The sequence below is a fragment of the Flavobacterium stagni genome, assembly GCF_004122105.1.
GTDB classification, from domain to species: Bacteria; Bacteroidota; Bacteroidia; order Flavobacteriales; family Flavobacteriaceae; genus Flavobacterium; species Flavobacterium stagni.
The window spans coordinates 182,632-195,704 of the sequence record NZ_SBKN01000003.1; the positions used below are offsets into that span (position 1 = coordinate 182,632).

The following is a 13,073-nucleotide window of genomic DNA, read 5'->3' on the forward strand; positions in this document are numbered from 1 at the left end:
ATGAATCAACATACCGAAACTGCCGTAAAAACCACTTATTTCAGCATTGCTGGCAATACTTCGTTGGCGTTAATCAAAGGGTTGGCCGGAATTTTCGGGAATTCATACGCCTTAATAGCAGATGCTATCGAATCCACTACGGATATTTTTGCGTCGTTGTTGGTGTTGCTCGGACTCAAGTATGCGAGTCGGCCCGCTGATGAAAATCATCCTTACGGTCATGGACGAATCGAACCTTTGGTTACCTTTATCGTAGTGGCTTTTTTGGTGATATCAGCGTCCATTATTGCTTATGAAAGCATTGATAATATTAGTACTCCCCATGCTTTACCCAAGCCTTTTACCTTATTTATATTAGGAGCAATCATCATCTGGAAAGAAGTTTCGTTCCGCATTGTTTTAAAGAAAAGTAAAGAAACCCACAGTTCGTCTTTAAAAGCCGATGCTTGGCACCATCGCAGTGATGCCATTACTTCAGTGGCCGCTTTTATTGGGATAAGTATTGCGCTTTACATGGGTCCAGGTTATGAGGCTGCCGACGATTGGGCAGCATTGTTTGCATCGGGTTTTATCCTATACAACAGTTATTTGATTTTCCGTCCCGCTTTGGGCGAAATCATGGACGAACATTTTTACGATGATTTGGTGGAAGAAATTCGCATTGAATCCTTAAAGGTTCCCGGAATTTTGGATACAGAAAAATGTTTTATTCGCAAAGCCGGAATGAAATACCATGTGGATTTACACGCTATTGTAAACGGGGATTTAACAGTGAAACAAGGCCATGACATCGCCCATTTGTTGAAAGATACTTTGCGAAATGAAATTCCGCAACTCGGTCATGTGTTAATTCATATCGAACCCCACAACGACGACCATCATGTTTAACCGTCCGATAAAAAACAGGATTGCCTTATACTATATTCTCACCACGGGAATACTCGTATTTGTGGCTTTTTTTGTGATTTATAACATGGTCAAATTTAGTGTTTACCAACACGTCGATACCGATATTGATTCGGAAGTACAAAAGCACATGACTGAAATTTCAGTTCATTATGGCGAAATCAAAATTGTGCACGAAGAAGAATGGAGGGAACGGGAACACAATACCTTGGATGTAAATCCGGTATTTGTTCAATTTACGGATGTCAACGGGAAAATATTCGAGAAATCGCCCAACCTTAAAAACCACACCATCAAACTGAATAAAAATGTCGAAGACCGCGTGTTGTTTGACAGTCAGTTGGACCATCATAAAATTCGACAAATCCAAATTCCAATTTTTGAAAATGATGATAAAATAGGGTACCTCATTGTGGCCATGTCACTTGAAGACGCCATGTTGGTGATGAATAATTTGCTTTTTGTTCTTGAAATTGCTTATCCCACGATTCTTTTATTGTTATTTCTTATTGCTCGTTATATCGCTGGTCGCAGCATTCGTCCCATTCAAAATGTCATTGCCACATCGGATACCATTTCAAAAGATAATTTGAATGCCCGAATTCAATTGCCGCAGAATAAGGATGAGATTTATATTTTGACCCAAACCATTAATAATTTGTTGGATCGAATAGAAAATGCGGTGGAACGGGAAAAGCAATTTACATCAGACGCTTCGCATGAATTACGAACTCCTTTAGCGGTGATTAAAGGCACTTTGGAAGTGTTATCCCGAAAGCCCCGTACGGTTGACGAATACAATCAGAAAATTGCCTATTGTATTCAAGAAGTGGATCGCATCAATAAAATGGTGGATCAATTGTTGTTGTTGGCCCGATTGGAAAATCAAAAGCAATCGTTGAATCTTCAGAAAATAAGTTTAAATAACGCCATTAGTGAGTGTTTGTCACGCTTTGACGAACGAATTTTATCACGAAAAATTCAAATCAAAGAACATTACTCCCAAAATATTGAAGTCGTTTCCGATTTTTATTTTCTGTCCATCATTTTGAATAATATTATTTCGAATGCCTTGAAATACACGCCAGAAGGAGGAGAAGTTTCATTTTATATGCAAACCCAACCCCAAGAAATTCATCTCATAATTCAAGATAATGGAATGGGCATTGCCGCCGACGAACTGCAGAAAATTTTCAATTCGTTTTACCGTACCAAATCGACCTTGGATTTAATTGAAATTAAGGGCAACGGACTGGGATTATCGATTGTAAAACGATTATCCGATGTGTTGGGAATTCAAGTAATGGTAGATTCAAAAGTGAATCATGGAACCCGTTTTTGCTTGATTTTTCCTCTTGAAAATTAAGCCTATCTTAAACTAATCCAAAAATAGCTTTCCTACTTTTGTAGTATAAATTAGTAGCCATGCTCCAAAAGATTATTGCCTTTAGCTTAAAAAACAAGTTAATCGTTTTGTTGTTCACCGCCTTAGTCCTAGGCTTCGGAATATTCTCTGTTTTTCAAATTTCTATCGGTGCGGTTCCAGATGTAACCAACAATCAAGTCCAAGTAATTACTACTTCGCGTAATCTTTCAACCCAAGATATTGAGCAGTTTATTACGTATCCCGTTGAAATAGAAATGGCGAATTTACCCGGAGTGAAGGAAATTCGTTCCGTTTCAAAATTCGGTCTTTCTGTGGTAACCATCGTTTTTGAAGACGATATGGGTACGTATTTACCGCGTCAATTGATCGCAGAGAAAATCAAAGCTGCTTCTGAAAATATTCCGCCCGGATTTGGAACTCCACAAATGGGTCCGATTACGACAGGTTTGGGAGAGATTTACCAATATACATTAGAAGTCAAACCGGCTTATCAAGACTTGTATGACGCCACCGATTTACGAACTATTCAAGATTGGACGGTTAAACGCCAACTTTCGGGAATTAAAGGTGTGGTTGAAATCAATACCTGGGGCGGTTATTTGAAACAATATGAAGTAGCCATCAATACATCCAAGTTGAAAGCCATGAACATTTCCACTTCTGAGGTTTTTATGGCATTGGAAAAAAACAACAGTATTGCGGGTGGTTCCTATATTGAAAAAGTAAACCAAAGTTATTTTATTCGCGGCGAAGGAAAAGTTGGTTCGCTAGAAGACATTGGAAATATTGTGGTAGCCAATAAAAACGGATTGCCTATCTATGTTAATGATGTAGCGCAAGTTCGTTTTGGAAGTGCCAATCGTTTTGGAGCCATTACAGGAAATGGTCAAGGTGAAAAAGTGATGGGACAAATCATGATGTTAAAAGGAGGAAACTCCAAACAAGTGATCCATGATGTCAAAACCCGAGTGGCCGAAATTCAAAAAACCTTACCGAAAGGCGTCTATATCAATCCGGTTTTGGAACGTTCAGAATTGGTAGGAAAAACAACCTTTACAGTAGCTGAAAACCTCATTTTAGGTTGTTTGATTGTCATCTTTGTAGTGGTTTTATTGCTTGGAAATTGGCGTTCGGGATTGGTGGTCGCTTCAGTGATTCCACTATGTTTGTTGTTTGCCATTTCGTTCATGAATATTTTTAATATCGATGCCAACTTGATGAGTTTGGGTGCAATTGACTTTGGAATTATCATTGACGGAGCTGTAATTATCGTGGAATTTATTGCTTTCCAAATTGCGCACAAAGCCAAACATTTAAATCATTTATCAAAATCAGAACGCCAAATTCAGATAGACGAAATCACGTTCAAAAGTGCTTCAAAGATGATGAATTCAGCCGTTTTTGGACAGTTGATCATCTTGATTGTATTTATACCGATCTTATCCTTATCAGGTGTTGAAGGGAAAATGTTCAAACCAATGGCGATGACGTTTAGCTTTGCCTTAGTAGGCGCCATGTTATTTTGTTTTACGTATGTTCCCGTGGTATCTTCTTTATTTTTAAAAGCAAAAGAAGAACGTACGGATACTTTTTCAGTGCGATTGATCAATAAATTAAATGCCCTATACCGACCGATTATCAAGTGGGCTTTAATGAATACCCGAAAAGTTATGTATAGTGCTGGGGCTTTGTTAGTGTTTGCCATCGCATTGTTTACAACCATGGGTGGGGAATTTATTCCGACCCTAGATGAAGGCGATTTCGTGATTCAGCCCGTATTAAAAACCGGAACGTCGTTATCCAAAACCATAAAAATTACCACCCAAATTGAGAAGACAATTTTGAAAAATTTCCCTGAAGTCCAACAAGTGGTGAGTCGGATTGGTGCTGCCGAAGTACCTACCGACCCGATGAGTATGGAGGAAAGTGACATTATTGTCAAATTAAAACCAAAAGGGGAGTGGACTTCTGCATCGACAAAAGATGAATTGGCGGATAAAATCAAAGAAGCCGTTGAAAAGCAAATACCGAATATTGAAATTGAATTTACCCAGCCCATCGAAATGCGTTTCAATGAGTTGATTTCGGGAACACGAAGTGATGTGGCGATTAAGATTTTTGGAGAAGATTTGAATGTTTTGGCTAAACGCGCCGAGCAGATCAAAAATGCCATTAAAGATGTCGAAGGTGCTTCGGATATTATCGTTGAAAAAACAGAAGGATTGCCACAAATGTCGGTGCAGTTTGATCGCACAAAAATTGCACGTTATGGCTTAAATACAGCTGATTTGAATGAAATGATTGCACTCGGATTTGCGGGAGCAACTGTGGGAACTGTTTTCGAAGGCGAAAAACGATTTGATATGGTCATCCGTTTGGATAAAGACAAACGTCAGAATATTGATGATTTGCGAAATCTATATGTAACCACACCGCGTGGTGAGCAGATTCCTTTGTATCAATTGGCCAAAATTGAATATACCGAAGGGCCGGCAAAAATCTCTAGAGACAATACACACCGCCGAATTGTGGTGGGAATCAATGTTAGAAACCGCGACATGCAAAGTGTGGTGGATGATGTGCAAAAGATTATCAACGAAAAAATCAAGTTACCCCAAGGGTATTATATTACGTATGGCGGCCAGTTTGAAAACTTGCAAAGTGCCAAAGCCCGCTTGATGATTGCTGTGCCTATCGCTTTATTCCTCATTTTTGTCTTATTGTATTTTGCTTTTCAATCCGTAAAAGAAGCATTAATGGTGTATTCGGCTATTCCATTATCAGCCGTAGGAGGAATTTTATTTTTATGGTTACGGGATTTACCGTTTAGTATTTCGGCAGGAGTAGGGTTTATTGCCTTGTTCGGAATTGCGGTTTTAAATGGAATTGTGTTAATTGAACATTTTAAAGAATTAAAACACGAAGGCATGACCGATATTGATGAATTAATCAAAAAAGGAACAACTGACCGTTTACGTCCTGTGTTGTTAACGGCTTCAGCGGCCGCATTAGGGTTTTTGCCTATGGCGATTTCCGGTTCGGCAGGAGCAGAGGTGCAGCGTCCATTAGCGACCGTAGTGATAGGTGGCTTGTTTACGGCAACACTTTTAACGATGATTGTTTTACCGGTTTTATATAAACTTTTGGATTCCAAAGAAGGGAAAAAAGCCAAATTTAAAATCAATCCAGCAGTTGTTGTTTTCGGTTTCTTATTCAGTAGTTTGGGAACTTTTGCCCAACAAAAAAATACGGAATTGGAAAGTTTAATTCAAAAAGCAACCGAAAATAATTTGGGAATTAAAGCGGCCAATACCGGAATTGAAAAGGCGAAAGCTGCTCAAGGAACGGCCTATTCTATTGATAAAACCAATGTTTACTACAGCTATGATCAGAATAATTTGGCTTTGAATAATTTACCGCTAAAGGTAGTGGGAGTCCAACAGAAATTTAGTTTTCCAACAGTATACAGTGCTCAAAAGAAATTGCTTCGTGCTGAATATGAGCGAGAAAAAGCAGGATTGGAGTTGCAAAAGTTGCAGCTATCACAAGAAGTCGCCCAATTATACAACACGATTGTGTATTTGAACCATCAAAAACAAATGTATCGTTATCTCGATAGTTTGTATCAAAATTTTTCCAAAGCCAGTGGCAGAAAGTTTGAATTGGGGGAAAGCAATTATTTGGAAAAAATCACGGCGCAGAGTAAGTTTCGCCAAATTCACACACAACTCGAGCAATTGGATTTGGATTTAGAAGCCGCTTATGCCCGATTAGCCGCTTTCATTCAGGACAAAGAAAAACCTATTATTCAAACCCAAAAATTAGAACCGGTTATTGCCGTTGATTATAGTTCAAACAAGCAAGTCTATGAATCTTACTTCCAGTCTATAAGTAAAGTAAACGACCAAAATGTGTATTTGCAAAAACAAAGTTGGTTACCCGATCTCAATTTGGAATATTTTCAAGGAAAAAATAATGGTTTATCGACTTCACTTTATGGTTTTCAAGTCGGATTAGGAGTTCCTTTGTTTTATGGTTCAATTCAAGCCAAGAATAAAGTGGCAAAATTGGAGCAACAACGTTGGGAATCCCAAAAGCAAAATGAGCTACAACGTTTGGAACAATCAATTATCTCTCGAAAAAAAGAATTAGATAAATATCAAAAAACCATGCAGTATTACCAGGAAACGGGTAACCAGTTGGCCAACGAAATTATCAAAGTGGCCGAGATGAGTTATAAGCATGGTGAAATTGACTTTTTTCAATACATTCTCAGTTTAGAAAATGCCACCGGAATTCGAGCTGAATACCTAAATGCTGTTTACCAATACAATGCCCTTCACTATCAATTAATTTATTTGACACTTCAATAAGATGAAAAAATATATTGTATTATCGTTAAGTTTACTTGCTTTAAGTTGTAAAAATGAACCCGCAACCGCGCCTGAATCTACAGTTGATTCTGGATATGTAACGGTTACCAAAGCCCAATTTGAAAATATGGGAATGGAAATGGGAACGCCTATTGCGATGGATTTTGATGTGGCTGTGAAAGCCTCAGGGCGCATTGATGTTCCGCCTAAAAATCGGGCTAAAATCACCACGTTCATCTCGGGTTTTGTAAAGAGTTCGAACCTACTCATCGGGGATAAAGTGGCAAAAGGGCAAGCATTACTTACCATTGAAAGTCCGGAAGTCGTGGATATGCAGAAAGAGTATTTGACAATTGCTCGTCAATTAGAATATTTAAAATCGGAATATACACGTCAAAAGACCTTGTATGACGAGAAAATCACTTCGCAAAAGAATTATCTAAAGGCGGACAGTGATTATAAAACCGCTTTAGGACAATACCAATCGTTACGTCAAAAGTTATTGATGTTGACTATTAATCCAGGACAAGTTGAAAAAGGAAAAATTGCGTCAACAATTACGTTATATGCGCCTATTTCTGGGGATATCACTACTGTCAATGCCGCTGTGGGTATGGCTGTAAATCCTTCTGAAATGTTGATGGAGATTGTGGATAATAAGGAATTACATATCGAGTTAAGCGTTTTTGAAAAAGACATTTTAAAAGTAAAAGAAAATCAATTGATCAAATTTACAGTACCCGAAGCTTCTAAAGAAGTTTTTGAAGGCGAGGTGCATTTAATTGGTAAATCGATTGAAGGAACCGACCGAACCACCAATGTTCATGGCCATTTGGATGAAAAAGTAAAGCAAAAATTATTGACCGGAATGTTTATTGAAGCCAATATTGTGGTGGATCGTAAAAAAGGTTATGCGGTACCTAAAGATGCTTTAGGTAAAGAAAATGATAAATATTTCGTACTTTTATTTCACCATGAAGATGGTAAAGGAATTCATTTTACTAAAGTTCCAGTTGTTGTAGGTTCTTCTTCCGATGATTTTGAAGAGATTGCTGTGGATGGAAAAATAAAACCCGATTCCAAAGTATTGCTCAAAGGAGTATTTGATTTAATCAATTAGTTATGGATATTTCCCGATTACAAGCACAACTACAAGTCGAAATCGATACGGCTTTTTTATACCACAGTATAGCCGCTATTCAAGAAGATCAAAGTTTGTTTCGGGTTTTAGAAGCTTTAGCTAAAATTGAAGAAGGTCATGCGCAACACATGTTGGGTGAACTTCAAAAAGTGAGTCCGAACTACAAAATGCCCAGTCCTTCACGAAGGGCCAAATTGCAATTGCGTTTGGGTAAAATTTTTGGGTACAGTTCAATCATCAGTAGTTTGGCAAGTGTTGAGAAACAATTTGCGGTCAATACAATTCGTAACAAACGAAAACAAGGTGAGGAAATATCGGGATTTGAACACAATCACTTAAAAATTATAGAGGCTGTAAATTCGAACCAAGCGTTAAATGTTTCGGGCGGATTTTTATCCAAGTTTGAGAGTCGGCACAAATCTGTTGGAGGGAACGCGCTACGTGCTGCGGTTTTGGGAGCCAATGATGGTTTGGTGTCTAATATGAGTTTGGTAATGGGAGTCGCCGGTGCAGCCGCTCAAAACAATACGATTTTGTTGACAGGTACGGCCGGACTATTGGCGGGTGCGATTTCGATGGCATTGGGCGAATGGTTGTCTGTGCAGAGTTCGCGCGAACTACACCAACGCCAAATCGATTTAGAAATGGCGGAATTGGAAGCGTCTCCAGAAGAAGAGAAAAAGGAACTCATTTTATTATACCAAGCCAAAGGATTGTCAGAGAGTGAAGCCAAAAATCTAGCAGATAAAGCTTTTGAATCCAAAGAATCAGCTATCGATACCTTAATTGTAGAAGAGTTGGGAATTGATAAAGAGGAATTAGGAGGTTCCGCTTGGGAGGCCGCTATTACTTCCTTTTTATTGTTTTCGATTGGAGCGATTATTCCCCTTTTTCCATTTTTCTTTTTATCGGGGTTTCCTGCAATTTTGACAAGTTTGGCGGCTAGTGTACTCGGCTTATTTACGATTGGCGCGTCCATCACTTTATTTACTGGGAAGTCAATTTGGTATTCTGGATTTCGACAAATTGGATTTGGATTGGCAGCTGCTGCCGTAACCTATGGCATTGGTTCGCTGATAGGTGTACAATTGGGAGGTTAATAATTAAAAACAAACATAGCGTATGAATGATGCACATTTACACATGGTGGTAAATCATTTTCCCATCATCGGAATTATTTTAGGTTTTATTGTTTTGGTTGGCGGAATTGTTTTAAAAAATAAGACAATACAGAATACAGCCTACTTTTTATTTATTGTGGGAGCAATCGCCACTTTAGCGAGTATGGCTACAGGAGAAGGTGCTGAAGAAATGGTAGAGGAATTGCCTGGAGTTGGACATGAAATCATCCACGAACATGAGGAAATTGCAGAAAAACTAGCTTTGGTTTTATATGCTCTTGGTTTGGTCTCTATTGTTGGCTGGTATTTGAATGTGAAAGATAATGCTAAAGCAAAATGGGTAACCATTGCGGCTTTGGTGTTATCAATTGCTGGAGTTCTTTTAGGCAAAGCTACAGGAACAAGTGGAGGAGAGATTCGCCACACTGAAATTCGAAATGAAAGCAATGCAGCTCCTTCAAATGAGATGGAAACCCATGATGATGAAGACTAAATAAAAAATAACAAACAAAAAACCGGAGCACTACACTCCGGTTTTTTTATGGGTTTTCAAAAAGTTGAACCTGACTTTTCAAACGTTCAATTAACATATTCATCATGCGTTTGTTCAGGTTGGAAGAATTAAGAATGTACTCTTGGTATTCTTGTACCGTAAATAATCCAATTACCATTCCTTTCAGTGAATTACGGAATTTTATATCCCGTTGAATGACGTTTTCGATATAAGCCATTTTCTTGTCGGGCCCTAATGAAAAGAAAACATTTTTCTGTTTGACTGCATAATTCCGAAACACTTCAATAAACAAATCATTTTGCAATTTCAGAATGGGGCGTAGGGTTTGATTCTGAAAAACTTCTTCGGAAGAAGAGTTGGGGTTGATGGTGCCAATAGCATTGCCTCGCAATTCCATTAGACTGGGGTCTCTCGGTTCCATTTTTCTTTTAAAGGTATAAAAAAAGCCCCTGCAAATTGCAGAGGCTTTGTTATAGTTATGAATACTTCGTTGTTAATTATTTAACTTGGAAAGTTACACGTCTTACTAATTTTCTAGCACCATCAGAGTTTGGATCTACTGATGAGTCTTCACCTTGAGTCACAACAGTCATACGGTCTGCAGCGATTCCAGCTTTCACTAAGATAGCTTTCACTGCCTCTGCACGTTTGTTGGCTAAGTTATTGTTGAATGCACTTGAACCAATTTCATCAGCATGTCCGATGATTTCAATTTTGGTATTCGGGAAGTTTCTCAAATAGGTCAACATAAAGTCGATGCCTTCTGTAGAAACATTGGTTGGTGTCGATTTGTTCGTGTCGAAATAAGTAGTTACATAACCTTCATTGATTAATTTCTTAACCATATCTTCATTAGACTGTTGTGTAACTTCTTTTGTCGTTTTATCAACATATCGCTCTAACTCATCTGGAACTCCATTACGGTTGATGTCCACCATTTTACCACGTGTATCAACAGCAACACCTGCAACTGAATTGTTTTCTTGGTCTAAATAATCTGGAACTCCGTCTTTGTCGGTATCGTTCATTAATGTTTCCATATCATCGATACGTTTACCTAATGCTTCGATTTCATCTGATTTTTTATCGCGAATTACAGCCCAGTCACCATGAATATCATTTGGTCCAAATGAATACGATAAACCTAATGAACCCGTAATTAATTGACCATTTAAGTTGTTGGAAATATCAGAATATGATCCATCCCAATTGAAGTGTTGACGGTAATTGTTTTGAACAGAAACATCTAACATTACAGCTAATTTTTGCGTAATTCTAAATTGTGGAGTAATACCAATTACTAAACCACCATTCCATTCCGTAGCACCATTATTATGATCGTTTTCAAAAACATTTGCTGTTTTTGAAGTCATCGCATCAATTTTGATACCTCCATGAGCCAATAAACCAAAACGGTTTAAGTTTTCTTGAATTCCTAATAATCGAGATAAATTAACAACACCTTCTAAACCTACACCAAATTGTTGCATTTCAAAAGGTTTACTTCCGTTGTCTTTAATGTTTTTTAAATTGTCATAATGTAAAGAACCTCTAAATCCAAAAATTGGACTTAACATGTAACGACCTGACAATGAAAAACTATTGGCTTGTGGTTTACCCAAAAAAGCACCAGGATCGCTGGAAAAATATCCAACTGCATAGGGTTTAACTCCCTTGGCCTGACCAACGGTTGCCTCAATAGTCCACTTGTTAAATTCAGATGTTGCGGTTGTGTCTTTTACTTCTTCTTTTTTCTGAGCCTGAAGTGCTACAGATGAAGCCATTAAAAGCGACAACAAAGTAATTTTCTTCATATTAGAATTTAGTTAAATTTATACTTTGTGTTGCAAATATAGTTGTTTGCAGGTTATTAGCAAGAAAATGTGTTAAAAGATTCCTTATTTTTACAAACAATTTCATTAACAAAAATAAGTTATTTCTTACTTTGTGTTTTTGAGTGTGTCTATTTAAAAAATTACAGCATGCGTTTTCATACTAGAAAATGGGTTAAACCCGAAGATTTAAATCCGAACAGCACATTGTTTGGTGGACGTTTATTGGCTTGGATAGATGAAGAAGTGGCTCTATATGCCATCATTCAATTAGAAACACCTAGAGTAGTGACAAAACACATGTCGGAAATTAATTTCAGAAGTTCGGCCAAACAAGGAGATATAATAGAAATTGGTATCGATGTAGTGAAATTCGGTACAACTTCCCTTACGTTAATGTGTGAAGTGCGCAATATGATGACCCGCGAAACGATAATCACCATTGATGTAATTACCATGGTAGGCGTGGATGAAAATGGAAAACCCAGAGCCCACGGTAAAACCAAAGTTGAGTATGTCAGTGACCGATTAAATAAAAAAGATTAAATTTCTGATTTAGTATCGGTTGCTAATTCAAAAATCTCTAAATCAAAGTAGGGTACAGCCGCCAATATATGATCAAAAATATCCGCCATTATGTATTCATACTGTTCAAAACGTTGGTCTTTTGAAAAGGCATAAATTTCCAATGGCATACCATGTGGAGTGGGTTGCAATTGGCGGCATAACAAAATCATGTCTTTGTTTAATCCAGGATGTTGTTCCAAATAGCCTGTAATGTATTTTCTAAATAATCCGAAATTGGTCAAATTTCGACCGTTCACCAAAAGTGATTTGTCAATACTGTGCAATTGATTGTATTCCGAAACTTCTTGTTGCCGTTGGTCGATGTAATTGGAAATGAGTTGGATACGTTTGAGTTTATGCAATTCATCATCGTTTAGAAAACGAATGCTTTTGGATTTAATAAGTATAGATCGCTTAATACGTCGGCCATCAGAATCCAGCATACCGCGCCAATTGCGAAAAGAGTCTGATATTAAACTGTAGGTAGGAATTGTAGTAGTCGTGTTGTCAAAGTTTCTCACTTTTACTGTGGCCAAATTAATTTCAATCACATCGCCGTCTGCTCCAAATTTGTCAAATGTAATCCAATCGCCAATGCGGACCATGTCATTCAAAGCCACTTGAACACTGGCTACAAAACCCAAAATGGTATCTCTAAAAATCAAAATGACAAAAGCCGATACGGCTCCTAGCGTTCCTAATAAGGCATTGGTCGAAATGTCGAATATTTTTGAAATAATAATTCCAATCCCAAAAATCCACAACATAATCATGATGACTTGGATAAAGCTATCGATAGGTTTGTCGCTATACTTGGGCTTTTCCTTCATATAATCCCGAATGGATTTTAATATACTTCGAATAATCCACAAGGTGAGCACAACAATGTAAACGCCTACGACTTTCCCAAAAAAGGATTCCCAGTACACATAATTTTCTAATATGACGGGAACCGATTTGTAAATGAATAAAAACGGAATGAGGTAAGAAATGTATTTGGCCGTTTTATTACTGACCAATAAGTCATCGAAATTAGTTCGGGTTTTCTTAGCAATGACTGCCATAAACGTCACCAAAACCAGTCGGAACAGCATGTAAATTAGGTAGGCCAAAACGATCATTTCAACCATATTGACTAATAAACTGGTATACGACGCAACAGTATCTCCTAATCCAATTTTACGGAGCAAGGGATATAACCAACCAAATAAACTTTCAAGTTTTTGATGCAT

10 protein-coding genes are annotated in these 13,073 nt (G+C 37.8%); 7 read left to right on the forward strand and 3 right to left on the reverse strand.

Annotation, left to right across the window (positions count from 1 at the left end; translation table 11 throughout):
• The 6 genes from EQG61_RS06885 to EQG61_RS06910 all read left to right on the forward strand — a co-directional run bounded on the left by EQG61_RS06885 (position 1) and on the right by EQG61_RS06910 (position 9,421).
• The gene (locus EQG61_RS06885) at positions 1 to 888 is read left to right on the forward strand and encodes a cation diffusion facilitator family transporter (RefSeq protein ID WP_129461181.1); all 888 of its coding nucleotides are present in this window, start codon (positions 1 to 3) and stop codon (positions 886 to 888) included.
• A gap of 85 nt (positions 889 to 973) precedes the next feature.
• Positions 974 to 2,272: a sensor histidine kinase gene (locus EQG61_RS06890; RefSeq protein WP_235829039.1), complete on the forward strand. Its 1,299-nt coding sequence runs from the start codon at positions 974 to 976 to the stop codon at positions 2,270 to 2,272.
• A gap of 59 nt (positions 2,273 to 2,331) precedes the next feature.
• A complete protein-coding gene (locus EQG61_RS06895; RefSeq protein WP_129461183.1) occupies positions 2,332 to 6,666 on the forward strand; it encodes a CusA/CzcA family heavy metal efflux RND transporter in 4,335 nt (1,444 codons plus the stop codon).
• A gap of 1 nt (position 6,667) precedes the next feature.
• Positions 6,668 to 7,786: an efflux RND transporter periplasmic adaptor subunit gene (locus EQG61_RS06900; protein WP_129461184.1), complete on the forward strand. Its 1,119-nt coding sequence runs from the start codon at positions 6,668 to 6,670 to the stop codon at positions 7,784 to 7,786.
• A gap of 2 nt (positions 7,787 to 7,788) precedes the next feature.
• Positions 7,789 to 8,907 (forward strand): VIT1/CCC1 transporter family protein, encoded by a 1,119-nt coding sequence (locus EQG61_RS06905; RefSeq protein WP_129461185.1) that lies wholly within the window; start codon positions 7,789 to 7,791, stop codon positions 8,905 to 8,907.
• Between the two features lie 22 nt (positions 8,908 to 8,929).
• Positions 8,930 to 9,421 (forward strand): DUF2231 domain-containing protein, encoded by a 492-nt coding sequence (locus EQG61_RS06910; protein ID WP_129461186.1) that lies wholly within the window; start codon positions 8,930 to 8,932, stop codon positions 9,419 to 9,421.
• Between the two features lie 46 nt (positions 9,422 to 9,467).
• Here the strand turns inward: EQG61_RS06910 and EQG61_RS06915 are convergent, their stop codons facing one another.
• Together EQG61_RS06915 and EQG61_RS06920 are read right to left on the reverse strand one after the other, a co-directional pair.
• Positions 9,468 to 9,863: a glyoxalase gene (locus tag EQG61_RS06915; RefSeq protein WP_129461187.1), complete on the reverse strand. Its 396-nt coding sequence runs from the start codon at positions 9,861 to 9,863 to the stop codon at positions 9,468 to 9,470.
• 76 nt (positions 9,864 to 9,939) lie between these two features.
• Complete coding sequence (locus EQG61_RS06920) at positions 9,940 to 11,256, reverse strand: OmpA family protein (RefSeq protein WP_129461188.1); 1,317 nt, start codon at positions 11,254 to 11,256, stop codon at positions 9,940 to 9,942.
• Between the two features lie 168 nt (positions 11,257 to 11,424).
• Here EQG61_RS06920 and EQG61_RS06925 point away from each other — a divergent pair, with 168 nt between their 5' ends.
• Positions 11,425 to 11,820 carry an acyl-CoA thioesterase gene (locus EQG61_RS06925; protein WP_129461189.1) on the forward strand — a complete coding sequence of 132 codons (396 nt, stop codon included), beginning with the start codon at positions 11,425 to 11,427 and terminating at the stop codon, positions 11,818 to 11,820.
• Here EQG61_RS06925 and EQG61_RS06930 read toward each other — a convergent pair.
• Positions 11,817 to 13,073 carry a mechanosensitive ion channel family protein gene (locus tag EQG61_RS06930; protein WP_129461190.1) on the reverse strand — a complete coding sequence of 419 codons (1,257 nt, stop codon included), beginning with the start codon at positions 13,071 to 13,073 and terminating at the stop codon, positions 11,817 to 11,819. The genes EQG61_RS06925 and EQG61_RS06930 overlap by 4 nt on opposite strands.